The sequence below is a fragment of the Streptomyces sp. NPDC043427 genome (genome assembly GCF_056436655.1).
Genome location: NZ_JBWKCC010000005.1, coordinates 136,013 through 152,954, shown reverse-complemented (window position 1 = coordinate 152,954; position 16,942 = coordinate 136,013). Strand labels below are relative to the sequence as shown.

The following is a 16,942-nucleotide window of genomic DNA, read 5'->3' as shown; positions in this document are numbered from 1 at the left end:
TGTTGACGCGGGTGATGGGTGGCTGGCCGCCGAGTGCGGTGTGGCAGCACGTTGGTGACAGGCGAGCCGTACGCCGGCTCGTCGTCCCGGCACGCGTCACTGCGGCCACACTCCCGTAGCCAGCAGAGACTCGATCGCCTCGGTGTACGGCGTGATGTCGAGGCCCTGGTCCGCGAGCCAGGTGTCGGAGTAGTACTTGTCGAGGTAGCGGTCGCCCGGGTCGCACAGGAGGGTGACCACGCTGCCCTGGCGGCCGTCGGCCACCATCTCGGCGACGATCTTCAGGGCGCTCCACAGCCCGGTGCCGGTGGAGCCGCCGGCCTTGCGGCCGATGGCCCGCTCCAGGGCCCGTACGGCGGCGACGCTGGCCGCGTCGGGCACCTTCATCATCCGGTCGACGGCGCCCGGTACGAAGCTGGGTTCCATGCGCGGCCGGCCGATGCCCTCGATGCGTGAGCCGCAGTCACAGGTGACGTCCGGGTCGCCGGTGGTCCAGCCCTCGAAGAAGCAGGAGTTCTCCGGGTCGGCGACACAGATGCGGGTGTCGTGCTGCATGTAGTGGACGTAGCGCGCGAGGGTCGCGGAGGTGCCGCCTGTTCCGGCGGTGGCGACGATCCACGCGGGCTCGGGGAACCGCTCCAGGCGCAGCTGGCGGAAGATCGACTCGGCGATGTTGTTGTTGCCACGCCAGTCGGTGGCACGTTCGGCGTAGGTGAACTGGTCCATGTAGTGGCCGCCGGTCTCGGCCGCGAGGCGGGCGGACTCCTCGTACATCGATCGGGGGTCGTCCACGAAGTGACATTGCGCGCCGTGGAACTCGATGAGGCGGACCTTCTCCGCGCTCGTGGTGCGCGGCATGACGGCGATGAAGGGCACGCCGATCAGTTTGGCGAAGTACGCCTCGGAGACCGCGGTGGAGCCGCTGGACGCCTCGATCACCGGGCGGCCCGGCCGGATCCAGCCGTTGCACAGGCCGTAGAGGAAGAGGGAGCGGGCGAGGCGGTGCTTGAGGCTGCCGGTGGGGTGGGTGGACTCGTCCTTCAGATACAGGTCGATGCCCCACCGCTCCGGCAGCGGGAACCGCAGCAGGTGGGTGTCGGCCGAGCGGTTGGCGTCGGCCTGGACCTTGCGGACGGCCTCTTTCAGCCACGCGCGGTAGGCGGAGTCGCTGTGGTCGACGTCGAGGGTCGCGCCGGTCCGGGTCTGCTGGGGGGTGCTCACGGCGGGGCTCCTTACGGTGCGCGCCGACGGGGGGTCGCGCGGCCTTGTGCCACCGATCATAATCACCTTCCGCACGCTTCTCACCTGCATAAACGTTGCTTTGGGGCCCTCAAAGACAGCCCTGGGTACAGGTGTGCGCCCCCCGGTGGCACGCTGGCGTGGGGGCGCACTCGCCGAGTGCTTCAGGCGCCCCCTTGTGCGTGTCGTGCGTACTGGTGCTCGACTCCGTACGCGGGCAGACTGCACGACGGACGGACACCGTACGTGGAAAGACCGCAAGGGACTGTACAAGGGGGCGGAACGGCATGGCAGAGCCGGAGTTCAGGGCCACGGGCGTGCGCATCGGGAAGAGACTGCGCTCGCTCACCCGGGCCGGGCAGGTCCGCATCAGCGACGGCCGGCTGGAGCTGCTCACGAGCTACGGCAGCGAGATCGACAGCGCGCCGGTGCAGGCGGTGCGTGCCTCGAAGCCCTGGTTCGCCGCGGACGACCGGGCCCTGGCGGACCTCAACGGCAAGCGCTACCTCCTGACTCTGGGTGACCACGACCCCGCCCCGGGCGAGCCGGGGCCGCCGGCGGCCCGCCGGTTCATCGAGGCCGTGCGCAGGGCGGCCGGCCGCGGGGGCTGAGCGGGGGCGACGGGGGCGCGAAAGGATCCGGACGCGAGTTGCGGTATCGCACCCCCTCCGTCACGCTGGTCACACGTCACTCTGGGTTTACCGGCGATAACGCTGCGAACCAGCCCGCCGGCCACGACAGCAGGCGGCCGCCTCGCGCAGACGCCCTGCTGGATTCGATCCGAACTCCGTGTTCTTCCGGACCTCACGTCGGGGAGTCGCAGCCGTGATCACCAACCCAAGCAGGCACTGCACGGTGGAGCTCCAGGCCCTGCCGTCGCGGATCGGCCAGGTCCGCAGAATCGTATCGGCGCAGTTGCGCTACTGGCATTTGGACGCCCTGATCGACCGAGCCACGCTCGGTGTGACGGAGTTGCTGAGCAACGTCCACCGGCACGCCCAGCCCGACAAGACGTGCACCGTGGAGATGGAGCTGCTGCTCGACCGGCTGATGGTCTCGGTGCGCGACCACGATCCCCGTCTCCCCGTGGTGGAGGACGCCGACTCGCTCGCGACATGCGGGCGCGGCCTGGCCATGGTGGCGGCGGTCAGCGAGAGCTGGGGCGCGCGGCCGGACGGCGAGTCGGGCAAGGTCGTGTGGTTCACCCTTCCCACGGCCCTGCCCGCGCCGGCCCAGCCCGCGCTCGTGCTGCGCCGGCCGGTCGGGGAGAAGTCCGCGCGCAGGTTCGCGGAGGTCGAGGTCGAGCTCGCGACGGACGGCCGCAGGCCCGCACACGCTCCCGCCCGGTCCGCCGTTGCCGGCTGACCGGGCGGTGACCACCCTTTCGGTGCCCTCGTTCGCTGGGGGCCGCTCACTCCGTGGCGATGGCCCGCAGCACGTTCAGACGGGCCGCGCGCCGGGCCGGGCGCAGACCCGCCAGGGTGCCGGCCGCGAGGCCCACCAGGGCCACCACCGCGAGTCGCGCGGGCGGTAGCGCGAAGGCGAAGGCACTGTCGCTCGCCCCGTCGGAGGCGGAGACCAGCACCCAGCCGAGGAAGGCACCAAGGACGAGTCCGCCCGACGTACCGAAGGCGGCGACCAGGACCGACTCCCAGCGGACCATGGCCCGCAGCTGGGACCGGGTCTGGCCGACGGCCCGCAGCAGACCGAGTTCGCGGGTGCGTTCGTGCACGGCCAGCGTCAGCGTGTTGGCGATGCCGAGCAGCGCGATGAGGACCGCGAGCGCGAGCAGCGCGTAGACCAGGGTCAGCATCATGTCGATCCCTGCCGCCGAGGACTGGGCGTACTCGTCGCGGGTCTGCACCTCCGGGTTGCCGTACTGCCGGGCGACCTTCTCCACAGCGGCCTTGCCCGCGTCCGTGCTCACGCCGTCCTCGAAGGACACGGCGAGGAGGGTGTCGGAGTCCTGGGTGCGGTGCGGGGCCCAGGCGGCGCGCGTGATGACGTAGTCGCCGGCGAGTTCGGACCGGCCGTAGACCGCGCGGACGGTGAACGGCGCCGTCGTGCCGTCGGTGAAGGTGAGCCGGGCGGTGGCGCCGGGCTTGAGACTCTGCTTGGCGGCCTCCTTCTCGGTGAGCGCGATGCCGTCGGTTCCGAGGTCACGCAGGGAGCCGTCGACCGTGCTGAGGTCGAAGGTGCGCTCCAGCGCGACCGGGTCGGTGACGGTCAGCGCCCGTCCCTTGCCGTCGACCTCGGCGACGCCGCGCCCGAGTCCGACGGCGGTGTCGACCTCGGGAAGGCGCTGGACGGCACCCGCGAGTCTCGGGCTGAGGCCGCTGCCGCCCGCCCCGAAGGAGGGGGTGCTGACGGCGACGTCGCCCGCGAAGGACCGCGACACCGTCTGGTCCATGGTGGCCTTGAGCGAGGCGCCGAACACGGTGAACAGGGACACCACGGCCACACCGATCATCAGGGCGCTCGCGGTGGCGGCCGTCCGCTTGGGGCTGCGCAGCGCGTTGCGCCGGGCTAGGGCGCCGGTGACGCCGCGCAGTCGGTCGAGGGGGCCGCCGAGGATCCGTACGGCCGTGGTGGAGGCGACCGGGCCGAGGACGACGAACGCGATCAGGGCGAGGACGGCGCCGGTACCCGCCAGCCACAGGGAGGGGGTGACCAGGACGCCGGTGAGGGTCACGGCCACCGCGAGGGCGGCCAGGCCCGTGCCGGTGACCGCGCGAAACCGGGAAGCGCCCGACGTGTCGATGGCCGTCTCGCGCAGCGCGGCCAGCGGAGCGGTACGTCCGGCGCGTACGGCGGGCAGCAGCGCGGAGCCGAGGCAGACCGTGACGCCGACCGCGAGCGGCAGGGCCATCGACAGTGCTCCGACGACCAGCGCGCCCTCGGGGAAGGGGAAGCCGATGGCCGGGAACAGCGCCTGGAGTCCGGCTGCGATGCCGATGCCGCCCGCCAGCCCGGCGGCGGACGCGGTGACGGCGACGACGCTCGCCTCGACGAGGGTCGACGCGGTGACCTGGCGGCGGGAGGCGCCGAGCGCGCGCAGCAGGGCGTTCTCGCGGGTGCGCTGGGCGACGACGATCGCGAAGGTGTTGTGGATGGAGAAGGTCGCGACCAGCAGGGCGATGCCGGAGAACACGAGCAGGAAGGTGGTGAACAGGGTCAGGAACTGGCTGGAGATCATGTCGGTGTTCTCCTCGGCCGACTCCTGACCGGTGATCGCCTCGACTCCCTTGGGCAGTACGGGCGTCAGCCGGTCGACGAGTTCCCGCTGGCTCACACCGGGTCCGGCCCGCACCTGGATGCTCGCCGCCTCGCCGGGCCGTGCGGTGAGGTACCGCTCGGCGTCGGCGCGGGTCATGCCGGTGTACGTCACCTGGGCCATGCCGGCCTCGCCACCGAAGGTCGCGAGGCCGACGATCGTCACCCGGACGGGGTCCGGGGTGCGCAGCGTGGTGGTGTCGCCGAGGCGCAGGCCGCCCTTCTCGGCGGTGCCGCGGTTGACGACCACCTCGCCCGACCGCTCGGGGGCGCGGCCCTCGGCGAGGCGGTACGGGTTGAGCTCGGGGTCGGTGATCCAGTTGCCGGCCAGGGTGGGAGGGCCCTGGCCGCCTATGGGCTTGCCGTTCGCGCCCACGAGTTGGCCCGCCCCCTGGATGTCGGGGGCGGCGGCCGCGACGCCGGGGACCTTCTCGACGGTGTTCACCAGGTCGGCGTCGACCGGTCGGCGCACGCCCTGGCTCTCGCCCGGCGTTGTGATGGTGTCGGCGCCGCGGACGACGGCGTCCGTGCCGCCGGCCGCCTTGCCGAACATGGTGTCGAAGCCGGCGCGCAGCGTGTCGCCCATGACGAGCGTCCCGGCCAGGAACGCGACCCCGAGGAAGACCGCGAGGAACGTACCGGCGAAGCGACGCCTGTGGGCGCGCAGGGAGGACAGGCTCAGGCGGACGGAGGCGTTCATGACGGCACCTCGAAGGCTTTCATGCGGTCCAGGACCGTCTCGGCCGTCGGCGATTCCATACGGTCGACCAGGCGCCCGTCGGCCAGGAAGACGACCTCGTCGGCGTGGGCGGCGGCCACCGGGTCGTGGGTGACCATGACGACCGTGCGGTTCATGTGGCGCACGGCGCGGCCGAGGAGGCCGAGCACCTCCTCGCCGGAGCGGGAGTCGAGGTTGCCGGTCGGCTCGTCGGCGAAGACCACGTCCGGGCGGCCGGCGAACGCCCGGGCCACGGCGACGCGCTGCTGCTGTCCGCCGGAGAGCTCGGAGGGGCGGTGGTGGAGCCGGTCGCGCAGGCCGACGACGTCGATCAGCGCGTCGGTCCACTCCGGGTCGCCCCTGCTCCCGGCCAGGTCCAACGGCAGCCGGATGTTCTCCGCGACGGTCAGCGTGGGCACCAGGTTGAACGCCTGGAAGACGAAGCCGACGCGGTCGCGGCGCAGGAGCGTGAGACGGCGGTCGTCGAGGCTGCTCAGGTCGGTGTCGCCGATGTACGCGGCGCCCGAGGTCAGGGTGTCCAGTCCGGCCGCGCAGTGCATCAAGGTCGACTTGCCGGAGCCCGAGGGCCCCATGATCGCGGTGAAGCGTCCTGCCGGGAAGGCCACGTCCACCCCGTCCAGGGCCCGGACGGCGGTGTCGCCGACGCCGTACACCTTCACGGCGTCGACGACCCGGGCGGCGGTCCGCAGGGCGGTGGTGGTCACAGCGCGCCGCCCTTCGTCCGGCCGAACTGCTCGTCCAGCACCGACAGCCGGCGCCAGTACTCGTCCTCGTCGATCTCGCCGGAGGCGAAACGGCGGCCGAGCACGGCGAGCGGCGAGTCGCCGGACGGGCGGGTGTCGCCCATGGCGTGCCACGGTCCGCGGCGGCCGCGCCCCACGGTGCGGCGCAGGACGGTGACGACGCCGATCACGACGGCGGCCCAGATCAGCGGAAGGAAGAGGATCCAGGGGCCGGGGCCGCCGTCCCAGTGCGCGAGGGTCTGCATGTCGGTTCATCTCCCTGAGGGTTCTCGGTTTTCGGTGTGCTTCGAGACTGGCTCGGGAGAGGGCTCCGGGTCGTCGTACGGCCAGCGACAGTGCGCGTACCTCCCAGGGAGTACCTCGACTTCTGTAACTACTAGTATGTACAGTGCTCCCATGAGCACCTCGGACCGACTGATCGAGTCCACCCGCGAGCTGCTCTGGGAGCGCGGTTACGTGGGCACCAGCCCCAAGGCGATCCTGGAGCGCGCCGGCGCCGGACAGGGCAGCATGTACCACCACTTCAAGGGCAAGCCCGATCTCGCCCTGGCCGCGATCACGCGCACGGCCGAGGAGATGCGGGCCCTCGTCGAGCGGCTGCTCGACGGGCCGGGGACGCCGTCGGAGCGCATCCGGGCGTATCTCCTGCGCGAGCGGGACGTGCTGCGCGGCTGCCCCGTGGGGCGGCTGACGATGGATCCGGACATCGTCGCGAGCGACGAGTTGCGCGCTCCCGTCGACGAGACGCTCGACTGGGTCCGCGAGCGGCTCGCCGGTCTCGTCGAAGAGGGCAAGGAGCAGGGCGAGTTCGCGCCGGAGCTCGACGGCGAGGAAGTGGCCGCGACGATCCTCGCGACCCTTCAGGGCGGTTACGTCCTGGCCCGCGCGGCCGGTTCACCGGCCCTCTTCGACACCGGCATCCGCGGGCTGCTCTCGCTGCTGACCCCACCCGCCGCGTGACGACGCACATTCCGCCCGAGGAGGCACCCGATGCACGCCATGCAGTACGAGCTCACGCTGCCCGCCGACTACGACACGGGGATCATCCGCGCCCGCGTGTCCCGCATCGGGCATCTGCTCGACGACTGGGAGGGGCTGGGTCTCAAGGCGTATCTGTTGCGTGAGCGCGGGGTGCACAGCTCACCTGTCAACCAGTACGCGCCGTTCTACCTGTGGAACACCGTCGAGGGCATGAACACTTTCCTGTGGGGAGGCCCCTTCCAGGGGCTCAGCGACGACTTCGGGCGTCCCTCGGTGCAGCAATGGACGGGGCTGGCGTACGAGGAGGGCGGCGCCGTCGGCTCTCCCGCGCGGGTCGCGGTTCGGCGGCGGGAGCGGGTGCCGGACGGGGTGACGCTGTCGGAGGTCATGGCGGAGGCGGTGGACGAGGTCGGGCGGCTGGCGCGGGAGGACGGCGCCGTACTCACGGCGGCCGCCGTGGACAGCCGTGCGTGGGAGCTCGTCCACTTCTCACTCTGGGAGCACGACAGCCCCAAGGCCGACGGTGACGTCTTCCAGGTCCTGCACCTTTCGGCTCCCGGTCTCGACCGGCTTCCTCGGGGGCGCCAGTGGTGAGCGCGGTCCGTACGGTGCTCGGGGACGTGCCCGGCGACCAGTTGGGCGTCTGCAACGCCCACGACCACCTGTTCCTGAGCAGCCCCCGACTGCCCGGGCAGGAACTGCGGAAGGTGTCCGCGGCACGGGCGGAACTGGCCGCGTTCCGCGCGCAGGGCGGCGGCACGGTGGTGCAGTGGACTCCGTACGGGATGGGGCGGCGCGCCGCCGATCTGCCGCCGCTGTCCCGGGACAGCGGGGTGCACGTCGTGGCCGCCACCGGACTGCACCAGCGCGCTCAATACGACGACGCGGTGATCGAGGAGCTGCGCGGGAGGCTCGCCGAGGTGTTCGTCTCCGAACTGACGGAGGGCATCGGCGCATCGGAGGTCCGCGCGGGGCTGATCAAGGTCGCGGGCGGCTTCCACGCGCTGGACGCGCACGCTCGCTGGACGATGACCGCGGCGGCCGAGGCCCACCGTGCGACGGGCGCGCCCATCGGCGTCCATCTGGAACACGGCACCGGCGCACTCGACGTACTCGACCTGCTCTGCGGGGAGTTGGGCGTGCCACCGTACCGGGTGATCCTCGGCCACCTGAACCGCTCCCCCGACCTCACCGTGCACCGGCAGGCCGCGGACGCGGGCTGTTACCTCGCCTTCGACGGGCCGTCGCGCGCCCACCACGCCACGGACTGGCGGATGCCGGACGCGGTACGAGCCCTCGCCGACGCCGGCTTCGGCGACCGGCTGCTGCTCGGCGGCGACACGACGACCGACGCGGGGCGCTCGGTCAACGGCGGTCCTGGCATGCCGTACCTGCTACGCCGGGTGGCGCCCCGGCTCGCGTCAGCCGTGGGCGAGGAGCTGGTGGCGCGCATCCTGACGGAGAACCCCGGCCGGGCGTTCGCCGTGGAGTGGCGCTGAGACAGGTCCGGGCGTGGCCCGATCATGTCGGCCCCTGTCCCGCCGGAGCACTGTCACACTCCACGCGCGCGGGGAGGATGGGCAGGACGGGCCGCGAAGGAGCCGAGGGTGAGGAGCTGCGGGACGATGGCACTGGAGATGCGCGACACGTGTGAGCGCTGCACGACGGCGGCCCTGCCGCACGACGCGGCGGCCCTCATCTGCTCCTACGAGTGCACCTTCTGCGTGCCGTGCGGCGAGGCCATGCGGGGCGTCTGCCCCAACTGCGGCGGCGAGCTGGTGGCCAGGCCACGGCGTGCGGTGGGGGCCTGACGGCGTCGCCGGGCAGGATCACATCGACGCCTGACGAGACCACCGGGCAGGGTCACACGGACACCTGGCGACCGCTGGGGGGCATACGGACGCCTGGCGACGGCTGGGGGGACACGGACGCCTGGCGACCGCTGGGGGGACACGGACGCCTGGCGACCGCTGGGGGTCAGATCGACGCCTGGTCGCTGTCCTTCAGTTCGCCCCAGCCGTGCCAGCGCTCCACCTCGATCCAGGCGCTGACGCGGGAGCGGGCCCGCTCCGGGTAGGGCTTGCGGGTGTAGTGCGTGGCGAGGCGGTCGATGTCGACCAGGCCCTCGTCCTCGTACAGGTCGACGACGCGTCCGATGAGCGTGACGTGCGTGTACCAGTCGTCCCCGTCGAGCACGGTGAGGGTCACGCGCGGGTCCCGCCGCAGATGCCTGAGGCGCACCCGGCCCTCGTCGAGGTTGATCAGCACCCGCCCGTCCGCCCACACGTACCAGGTGGGGGTGGAGACGGGCGTGCCGTCCGAGCGCAGGGTTGCCATGACGCAGGGGTTGGGTCGGCGCAGCAAGGCGTCGGCCTCCGGGGGCAGCGGGGGCTTGGACATGCGTGGCTCCTTCTGATCCGTGCGGTGCGACGGGTCACGCGTGACATTCGTCTGGCGCTCGCCTGCCCCGAAGCGGCGCGAACCAGTCCGTCGAGCCATGCCTGGTGACGACAACTCCCCATACTTGACTGATCGTTCTTGATTGCCTTAGCGTCCCCGCATGGCCAGGAGCAAGGAGTTCGATCCGGACGCGGTGTTGCAGTCGGCGCTTGAGCTGTTCTGGCGGCGGGGCTACGAGGCGACGTCGATGGCGGACCTCGTCGCGCACCTGGGCATCGGGCGCGCCAGCATCTACGCCACGTACGGCAACAAGCACGACCTGTACCTCAAGGCGCTGGACCGGTACGGGCAGCAGCAGAACCCCGAGCTCGTACGCGAGCTGTCCCAGCCGGGGCCCGCACTGCCGGCCGTGCGCGCGCTGGTGCGACGGTTCGCCGCGGAGGCGGCGGACGACACCTGCCGTACCAGCGGCTGTTTCGTCACCAACACGGCGGCCGAGCTGGCCCCGCACGATCCGGCGGCGGCTCGCCGCGTGGAGCTGGGCTGGGAGCACCTGGAAACGCTGCTGCACTCCGCGCTCGTCCGGGCGCAGGCCCAGGGTGAGTTGCCGGCCGACCGGGATCCGCGGGCCCTCGCACGCATGCTGCTGGTGCTGATGCAGGGGCTGCGCGTGGTCGGTAAGGCCTCGTCGGATCCGTCGCGGGTGCGGGACGCGGCGGAGCAGGCCCTCCAAATACTGAACTGATCGTTCTCGAAAGGAACCGCATGTTAGAGCACCGCTTCTCCGGCCGCTCCGCCCTCGTCACCGGCGGCGGCTCGGGCCTCGGACGGGCCGTCGCCCTCGCGTTGGCCGCGGAGGGAGCCCGGGTCGTCGTCGCCGGGCGGACCCGGGAGCCGCTCGACGAGACCGTCGTCCTCGTCGAGAAGGCGGGCGGCACGGCCGTGGCCCGCGTGGCCGACGTGGCGAGCCCCACCGACGTGGAGGGGCTCGTGCGGGCGGTGGTCGACGCGTTCGGATCGCTGGATGTGGCCGTGAACAACGCGGGCGTCTTCCGCGGTGGGAGAGCCTTCGCCGAGCTCTCCGACGAGGAGTGGCGGGACCTGGTCGACACCAACGTCACCGGTGTCTTCCTCGCCCTGCGGGCCGAGGTGCGGCAGATGCGCGCGCAGCCGGGCGGCGGGGCGATCGTCAACGTGTCGTCCAACCTGGGCCCGCACCGGCAGGCGCCCGGCACCACCGCCTACGCGGCGACCAAGGCGGCCGTCAGCTCGCTCACCCGCGGGGCGGCGCTCGAACACATCGGGGACGGAGTCCGGATCAACGCCGTCAGTCCCGGGCCGTCCGACACCGCGATGTCGCTGCGTCCGGGTGAGTCGGTGACGGACCGCGCCGCGCGGATGAAGGAGCAGTCGCCGCTGGGGCGGGTGTCGTCGACCGAGGAGGTGGCGCAGGCCGTGCTGTATCTGGCGTCGGACGCGGCCGCCTCCGTCGTGGGCGCCGACCTGGTGATCGACGGCGGGGCCTCGCTGTAGAGGGCGGTTCTCAGCCCCCTGCCAGCGCGCCGAGCGGATCGTCCAGCACCGGTTGCCATGCCAACTCCGCCGCGCCGACCAGGCTGTTGTGGTCGAGGGTGCAGGCCAGGATGGGCACACCGCCGCTCTGCCCCCACAGGCTCCGGTCGGCGACGACCGCGCGCAGGCGGTCGGGGTCGGTGTCGAGCAGGGTGCGGTGCAGGCCGCCGAGGATGATCCGGTCGGGGTTGAGGATGTTCACCAGCCCGGCGAGGCCGAGGCCCAGGCGTTCGATGAGGGCCTCGGCGGCGGTGCGGACGGCCGGGTCGTCGTACTCGTGACGGAGCAGGTCCTTGGCCTGTTGGAGCAGGGACACCTCGGGTCCCGGCTCGCGGCCCGCCGCCGTGAGGAGGGCCAGCGGGTCGGCTTCGACGTCGAGGCAGCCGCGGCTGCCGCAGTGGCAGGGGCGGCCCTCGGGGTTGACGGTGAGATGGCCGACTTCGAGGGCCAGACCCGAACTGCCCGTGTGCAGACGCCCGTCGAGCACCAGCGCGCCGCCGACCCCTCGGTGCCCGGTGGCCACACACAGCAGATCGCGGGCGCCGCGCCCCGCGCCGTGCCGGTGCTCGGCGAGGGCGGCGAGGTTGACATCGTTGGCGGCGAACGCGGGGCCGATGATGCCCGCCGCACGGACCCGCTCGGCGAAGATCTTCCGCACGGGCGCCCCCGCAGGCCAGGCCAGGTGCAGCGGGTTGAGCGCCAGGCCCTCCGGTTCGGCGACCGCCGACGGCACGGCGAGGCCCGCGCCCACACAACGGCGCCTGGTCTCGCGCAGCAGCTCGGCGCCCGCGTCGACGACGGAGCCGAGCACCTTCGCCGGGTCGGCGTCGACGGTCTCGCAGCCCGGCGCGGTCGCGACGATCCGGCCGCCGAGCCCGACCAGCGCGGCCCGGAAACCGTCGGCGTGCACCTGTGCGGCCAGGGCGACGGGGCCGTCCTCGGCGAGGGAGAGCCGGTGCGAGGGCCGGCCCTGCGAACCGGCGGCGGCACCGGGCCGCGCGTCGACCCGGATCAGCCCGAGCGCCTCCAGTTCCGCGGCGACCGCGCCCGCCGTGGCCCGGGTGACACCGAGTTCGGCGGTCAGCACGGCCCGGGTGGGCGCCCGGCCGGTGTGCATGAGCTCCAGCGCGGGCCCGAGCACTCCGCGCCCCCGGTCCAACCGCGTCCTCGAGGTGGTCCCTTCCCCCGCCGCGCGGGGGTCCGCCTTGCCACTCATGAGGGGGAGTCTCCCATGATCCGTTCCTCAGGGAGCGTCGGGGAAGCCGCTGACCCGCAGGGTGACGTTCAGCCGTCCGGTCAGGCCGAGCCCGGGCGGGGCCGTACCGGCGTGCACCCGCGGCACCCCGTGGTACGCGAGCCGCGACGGACCGCCGAACACGAACAGGTCGCCGCTGCGCAGTTCGACGTCCGTGTACGGCCGGGTCCGGGTCTCGGTGTTGCCGAAGCGGAAGACGCACGTGTCGCCGAGGCTCAGGGAGACCACCGGGGCGTCGGACTGTTCGTCGCTGTCACGGTGCATGCCCATGCGCGCGTCACCGTCGTAGAAGTTGATCAGCGCGATATCGTACGCCGCTGCCGTGGCCGCCCGCGGGCCGAGCGTGTCGGCGACCGCGCGGTGACCCAGTTCGCCCAGCCAGTCGGGAAAGGGCTTCACCGGGGTGCCGTCGCCGTCGACGACCGTGCGGGCGTAGGCGTACGGATACCAGTGCCGGCCCAGGCAGACCTGGCGGGCGGTCATCGTGCCGCCGCCGGGCGTGCGGACCGTGCGCAGGCCGGCCGGAGGGCGGGCCCAGGTGCGGCAGGCCGTGAGCAGTTCCCTCTGGCGCTCGGCGTCCAGCCAGTCGGGGACGTGCACCGCGCCCGGGGCGACCTCCGTCCGCTCCCTGGGGAACAGCTCGCCGTCGAAGGCGCGCGGGGCGGGCCCGGCCTCCCCGCGGTCCGTGGGATCCATACCGTCCATCCTCCCCCACCGGCCCTGAGCTGCGGCTCGGTTAGCCTTGACGCACGATGGACGACCGTATGACGACGCCATGGGGCGAGCTCGCGCTGACCCGCTTCCCCGAGGACCCCCGCGACAGGCTGCGCGCCTGGGACGCCTCCGACGCCTACCTCCTCAAGCACCTCGCGGAGCAGGAGGCCCCGCTGTCCGGCACGGTCGTGGTCGTCGGGGACCGCTGGGGCGCGCTGGTCACGGCGCTCGCGGCGCACCGCCCGACGCAGATCACCGACTCCTTCCTCACCCGGGAGGCGACCCGGGCGAACCTCGACCGCAATGGCGTCGAGGCCGGTTCCGTGAGGCTGCTCACCACCCAGGACCCGCCGCCCGAGCGGGTGGACGTCCTGCTGGTGCGGGTGCCGAAGAGTCTGGCCCTGCTGGAGGACCAGCTGCTGCGGCTGGCGCCCGCGGTACACGCGGACACGGTCGTCGTCGGCACCGGCATGGTGAAGGAGATCCACACCTCGACGCTGGCGCTGTTCGAGCGTGTCCTCGGCCCGACCCGCACCTCGCTCGCCGAGAAGAAGGCCCGGCTGATCCTCTGCACCCCGGACACCTCGTCGGAGCGGGCCGCGAATCCGTGGCCGTACAGCTACGCGCTTCCCGAAGGGATCGGTCCGGCCTCCGGGCGGACCGTCGTCAACCACGCGGGCGTGTTCTGCGCCGACCGGCTCGACATCGGCACCCGGTTCTTCCTCGGGCACCTGCCCGGGACGCGGGGGCCGCGGCGGGTGGTGGACCTGGGATGCGGCAACGGGATCGTGGGGACGGCGGTGGCGCTGGCCAATCCCGAGGCCGCGGTGCTGTTCACGGACGAGTCGTTCCAGGCCGTGGCGTCGGCGGAGGCCACGTACAAGGCGAACGGGGTGCCCGGGCACGCCGAGTTCCGCGTCGGGGACGGGCTCGCCGGAGTCCCGGACGGGAGCGTGGACGTCGTGCTCAACAACCCGCCGTTCCACTCCCACCAGGCGACGACGGACACCACGGCATGGCGAATGTTCACCGGGGCCCGGCGGGTGCTGCGGCCGGGCGGGGAGCTGTGGGTGGTGGGCAACCGGCACCTGGGCTACCACGTCAAGCTGCGGAAGCTGTTCGGCAACAGCGCACTGGTGGCGAGCGATCCGAAGTTCGTGGTGCTCAAGGCTGTCAAGCGGGCGTGAGCGCCGGCCACCCGACGGACCCGGGAAGCCGGGTCGTCAAGCGGACCTGCGTGGCGGGCCTGCCTGCGTCACCGCAGCGCCCGGATGAGTCCCGCCACCGCCGCTTCCATCGCCTCCCGGCCCCCGGCGAGGTACTTCCGCGGGTCGACCGCCTCGGGATGCGCGTCCAGGAAGGCCCGCACGGCGCCGGTCAGGGCCAGGTTCAGGGCGGTGCCGATGTTGACCTTGGTGATGCCGCCCGCGACGGCGGCGGCCAGCTCGGCGTCGGGGAGGCCGGAGGAGCCGTGCAGGACGAGGGGTACGTCGAGCGCGGCGGACAGGCGTGCGAGGAGGGCGTGGTCCAGGGAGGCGGTGCGGGTCGTCATCGCGTGTACGCTGCCGACGGCCACGGCGAGGGCGTCCACCCCGGAGTCCGCGACGAAGGCCCGGGCGGCGGCCGGGTTGGTGCGGGCCCCCGGGGCGTGCGGGTCGGGCGGCGGCTCGCCGTTCTTGCCGCCGACCTCCCCCAACTCCGCCTCGATCCACAGCCCTTGTCCGTGCGCCCAGTCGGCGGCGGCCTGGGTGGCGGCGAGGTTCTCGGCGTACGGCAGGCGGGAGGCGTCGTACATCACGGAGCCGAACCCGGCGTCCGCCCCCTGGTGCAGCAGGGCGTCGCTCTGGACGTGGTCCAGGTGCAAGGCCACGGGCACGGCGGCCTGTTCGGCGGCGGCGACGGCCGCGCGGGCGAGGGGCAGCAGGCGTCCGCGGCGGTACTTCACCGCGTTCTCGCTGACTTGGAGCACGACGGGTGAGGCGACGGACTCGGCGCCGGCGATGACGGCCTCGACGTGTTCCAGGGTGACGACGTTGAAGGCGGCGACGGCGGAGCGGGCTGCGGCGGCGCGGGTGACGAGCTCGCCGGTGGTTGTGAGGGGCACGGCCGGTCCTTCCTCGAAGTCAGGGGGTCACCGAGTGGGTGACGGTACGCAGATCACCGAACGGATGAGGGGTCGAGGATCACGGAGCGGATGAGGGTTCGAGGATCACCGAGCGGGTGAGGTGGCGCGGACGGTCGGGGTCCAGGCCGCGGGCCACGGCGACCGCGACCGCGAGCCGCTGGGCGCGGACCAGGTCGGCGAGCGGGTCGAGGGCGAGGCCGGTCGACCCCGCCGTGTCGCTGTCCCCGACCCACAACCCGCCGGTCTCCCGGACCTGTTGGGCCAGCCCTTCGGGTGCCGCGCCGAACATCCAGGTGGCCGTACCGCCGGTGGTGACGCTGATGGGGCCGTGCCGGTACTCCATCGCGGGGTAGGACTCGGCCCAGGACTGCGACGCCTCGCGTGTCTTCAGCGCGGCCTCGTGGGCGAGCCCCACGGTCCAGCCACGCCCCAGGAAGGTGAACTGCGCGCACTCCACGAGCCCTTGGGGCAGTTCCGCGCGCAGTGCCCTGCGAGCGTCGGTGACGACGGCTTCGGTGTGCAGTCCCAGGTGGGCGCGGAGCAGGGTGAGGGCGGTGGTGGCGAACCTGGTCTGGACGACGGAGCGTTCGTCCGCGTAGTCGAGGACGACCACGTCGTCGGCGGCCGTCATCACCGGAGTACGGGGGTCGGCGGTGAGGGCGGTCGTGCGGGTGCGGCCCTTCAGGCGGGTGAGCAGGTCGAGGACCTCCGTGGTGGTGCCGGAGCGGGTGAGGGCGACGACCCGGTCGTAGGTCCGGCCGTGCGGGAACTCCGAGGCGGCGAAGGCGTCCGTCTCCCCCTGGCCGGCCTGCTCGCGCAGGGCCGCGACGGACTGCGCCACGAAGTACGAGGTCCCGCAGCCGACGATCGCGACCCGCTCCCCCGGCCGGGGCAGCGCACCGCCCTGCTCGGCGGCTTCCTCGGCGGCGCGCGTCCAGCACTCGGGCTGGCTGTTCAGCTCGTCCTCGACATGGCTCATGCGGACACCTCTCCCGGGCTGACTTTTCTTGCAAGATACAGCGCTTTTTCGAGCACAATCAAGCATTCCGACCGGACCGGGTTGCGCTAAGGTCGCCGGGAGATCGGTGAACGGAGGGTGCGGATGTCGCGCGACGCCCGCTGGAAGGCGCTGCTGGAGCTGCTCGTCGAGCGAGGCCGCCTGGACGTCGAGGAGGCGGCGACCGAGCTGGCGGTGTCGGCCGCGACGATCCGGCGTGACTTCGACCAGCTCGCCGAGCAGCAGATGCTCGTACGCACGCGGGGCGGCGCGGTCGTGCACGGCGTGTCGTACGAGCTGCCACTGCGGTACAAGACGGCCCGCCGCGCCTCCGAGAAGCAGCGCATCGCCAAGGCGGTGGCCGGTCTGATCACGCCCGGGGAGGCGGTCGGGCTGACCGGAGGCACGACAACGACCGAAGTGGCGCGCGCGCTGGCCGTGCGCGGGGACCTCACGGCGGGGTCGCCCGCGCTGACCATCGTCACGAACGCGCTCAACATCGCCAACGAACTGACCGTGCGGCCCCAGTTCAAGATCGTGGTGACCGGCGGGGTCGCGCGGGCGCAGTCGTACGAACTGGTCGGGCCGCTCGCGGACGGTGTGCTCGGGCAGATCACCCTCGACGTGGCCGTGCTCGGGGTGGTCTCCTTCGACGCCACACACGGTGCCGCCGCGCATGACGAGGAGGAGGCCGCGATCAACCGGCTGCTGTGCGAGCGGGCGGAGCGGGTCATCGTCGCCGCGGACTCCAGCAAGCTGGGCCGACGGGCGTTCGCCCGGATCTGCGCGGCGGAGACTGTGGACACGCTGGTCACGGACACGGCGGCCGGGGCGGAGACGGTGGGGCGGTTCGAGGAGGCGGGGATCCGGGTCGTGACCGTCTGAGGCGCCGACCGGGAGCGCC

General features: G+C 72.8%; 19 protein-coding genes. 10 read left to right on the top strand and 9 right to left on the bottom strand.

Annotated features, from left to right (window positions below):
- Window positions 1-96: 96 nt before the first annotated feature.
- A complete protein-coding gene (cds1, locus tag AC067M_RS12680) occupies window positions 97-1,221 on the bottom strand; it encodes an L-cysteine desulfhydrase Cds1 (RefSeq protein WP_478697015.1) in 1,125 nt (374 codons plus the stop codon).
- A gap of 305 nt (window positions 1,222-1,526) precedes the next feature.
- On the opposite strand from cds1, the gene AC067M_RS12675 reads away from it, so the two are divergent.
- Window positions 1,527-1,850: a hypothetical protein gene (locus AC067M_RS12675; protein ID WP_133929813.1), complete on the top strand. Its 324-nt coding sequence runs from the start codon at window positions 1,527-1,529 to the stop codon at window positions 1,848-1,850.
- A gap of 214 nt (window positions 1,851-2,064) precedes the next feature.
- The gene (locus AC067M_RS12670) at window positions 2,065-2,604 is read left to right on the top strand and encodes an ATP-binding protein (protein WP_478697014.1); all 540 of its coding nucleotides are present in this window, start codon (window positions 2,065-2,067) and stop codon (window positions 2,602-2,604) included.
- 46 nt (window positions 2,605-2,650) lie between these two features.
- Here AC067M_RS12670 and AC067M_RS12665 read toward each other — a convergent pair whose 3' ends face one another.
- Genes AC067M_RS12665 through AC067M_RS12655 form a run of 3 tightly spaced genes read right to left on the bottom strand, consistent with a single transcriptional unit; the run spans window position 2,651 to window position 6,239 of the window.
- Entirely contained in the window at window positions 2,651-5,212 is a 2,562-nt protein-coding gene (locus AC067M_RS12665) for an ABC transporter permease (protein ID WP_478697013.1), read from the bottom strand.
- Window positions 5,209-5,955 carry an ABC transporter ATP-binding protein gene (locus tag AC067M_RS12660; RefSeq protein WP_478697012.1) on the bottom strand — a complete coding sequence of 249 codons (747 nt, stop codon included), beginning with the start codon at window positions 5,953-5,955 and terminating at the stop codon, window positions 5,209-5,211. The genes AC067M_RS12665 and AC067M_RS12660 overlap by 4 nt, the downstream gene beginning before the upstream one ends.
- Window positions 5,952-6,239 (bottom strand): SHOCT domain-containing protein, encoded by a 288-nt coding sequence (locus AC067M_RS12655; protein ID WP_478697011.1) that lies wholly within the window; start codon window positions 6,237-6,239, stop codon window positions 5,952-5,954. The genes AC067M_RS12660 and AC067M_RS12655 overlap by 4 nt, the downstream gene beginning before the upstream one ends.
- 136 nt (window positions 6,240-6,375) lie before the next feature.
- Here AC067M_RS12655 and AC067M_RS12650 point away from each other — a divergent pair, with 136 nt between their 5' ends.
- The 4 genes from AC067M_RS12650 (at window position 6,376) to AC067M_RS12635 (ending at window position 8,786) form a co-directional block, all read left to right on the top strand.
- A complete protein-coding gene (locus AC067M_RS12650) occupies window positions 6,376-6,954 on the top strand; it encodes a TetR/AcrR family transcriptional regulator (RefSeq protein ID WP_478697010.1) in 579 nt (192 codons plus the stop codon).
- A 30-nt stretch (window positions 6,955-6,984) separates the two neighbouring features.
- Entirely contained in the window at window positions 6,985-7,569 is a 585-nt protein-coding gene (locus tag AC067M_RS12645; RefSeq protein ID WP_478697009.1) for a DUF4865 family protein, read from the top strand.
- Window positions 7,566-8,474, top strand: coding sequence for a phosphotriesterase family protein (locus tag AC067M_RS12640; protein WP_478697008.1), 909 nt, complete (start codon window positions 7,566-7,568; stop codon window positions 8,472-8,474). The genes AC067M_RS12645 and AC067M_RS12640 overlap by 4 nt, the downstream gene beginning before the upstream one ends.
- A gap of 126 nt (window positions 8,475-8,600) precedes the next feature.
- Window positions 8,601-8,786: a DUF1272 domain-containing protein gene (locus AC067M_RS12635; protein ID WP_478697007.1), complete on the top strand. Its 186-nt coding sequence runs from the start codon at window positions 8,601-8,603 to the stop codon at window positions 8,784-8,786.
- 166 nt (window positions 8,787-8,952) lie between these two features.
- Here AC067M_RS12635 and AC067M_RS12630 read toward each other — a convergent pair whose 3' ends face one another.
- The gene (locus tag AC067M_RS12630) at window positions 8,953-9,375 is read right to left on the bottom strand and encodes a PPOX class F420-dependent oxidoreductase (RefSeq protein WP_478697006.1); all 423 of its coding nucleotides are present in this window, start codon (window positions 9,373-9,375) and stop codon (window positions 8,953-8,955) included.
- A gap of 160 nt (window positions 9,376-9,535) precedes the next feature.
- Here AC067M_RS12630 and AC067M_RS12625 point away from each other — a divergent pair, with 160 nt between their 5' ends.
- Both AC067M_RS12625 and AC067M_RS12620 read left to right on the top strand, forming a co-directional pair.
- Window positions 9,536-10,120 (top strand): TetR/AcrR family transcriptional regulator, encoded by a 585-nt coding sequence (locus AC067M_RS12625; RefSeq protein ID WP_478697005.1) that lies wholly within the window; start codon window positions 9,536-9,538, stop codon window positions 10,118-10,120.
- A gap of 20 nt (window positions 10,121-10,140) precedes the next feature.
- Window positions 10,141-10,908 (top strand): SDR family NAD(P)-dependent oxidoreductase, encoded by a 768-nt coding sequence (locus AC067M_RS12620; protein ID WP_478697004.1) that lies wholly within the window; start codon window positions 10,141-10,143, stop codon window positions 10,906-10,908.
- 10 nt (window positions 10,909-10,918) lie between these two features.
- On the opposite strand, the gene AC067M_RS12615 is transcribed toward AC067M_RS12620, so the two are convergent.
- A complete protein-coding gene (locus AC067M_RS12615; RefSeq protein WP_478697003.1) occupies window positions 10,919-12,163 on the bottom strand; it encodes an ROK family protein in 1,245 nt (414 codons plus the stop codon).
- Window positions 12,164-12,190: 27 nt separating this feature from the next.
- Entirely contained in the window at window positions 12,191-12,898 is a 708-nt protein-coding gene (locus tag AC067M_RS12610) for an alpha-ketoglutarate-dependent dioxygenase AlkB family protein (RefSeq protein ID WP_478697002.1), read from the bottom strand.
- Between the two features lie 68 nt (window positions 12,899-12,966).
- Between AC067M_RS12610 and AC067M_RS12605 the strand changes: the two genes are divergently transcribed.
- Window positions 12,967-14,103 carry a methyltransferase gene (locus AC067M_RS12605; protein ID WP_478697001.1) on the top strand — a complete coding sequence of 379 codons (1,137 nt, stop codon included), beginning with the start codon at window positions 12,967-12,969 and terminating at the stop codon, window positions 14,101-14,103.
- Between the two features lie 68 nt (window positions 14,104-14,171).
- Here the strand turns inward: AC067M_RS12605 and AC067M_RS12600 are convergent, their stop codons facing one another.
- Together AC067M_RS12600 and AC067M_RS12595 are read right to left on the bottom strand one after the other, a co-directional pair.
- Window positions 14,172-15,020: a class II fructose-bisphosphate aldolase gene (locus tag AC067M_RS12600; protein WP_478697000.1), complete on the bottom strand. Its 849-nt coding sequence runs from the start codon at window positions 15,018-15,020 to the stop codon at window positions 14,172-14,174.
- 79 nt (window positions 15,021-15,099) lie between these two features.
- Complete coding sequence (locus tag AC067M_RS12595; protein WP_478696999.1) at window positions 15,100-16,020, bottom strand: SIS domain-containing protein; 921 nt, start codon at window positions 16,018-16,020, stop codon at window positions 15,100-15,102.
- 123 nt (window positions 16,021-16,143) lie between these two features.
- On the opposite strand from AC067M_RS12595, the gene AC067M_RS12590 reads away from it, so the two are divergent.
- Window positions 16,144-16,923 carry a DeoR/GlpR family DNA-binding transcription regulator gene (locus tag AC067M_RS12590; RefSeq protein ID WP_478696998.1) on the top strand — a complete coding sequence of 260 codons (780 nt, stop codon included), beginning with the start codon at window positions 16,144-16,146 and terminating at the stop codon, window positions 16,921-16,923.
- The last annotated feature ends 19 nt before the right edge of the window (window positions 16,924-16,942 follow it).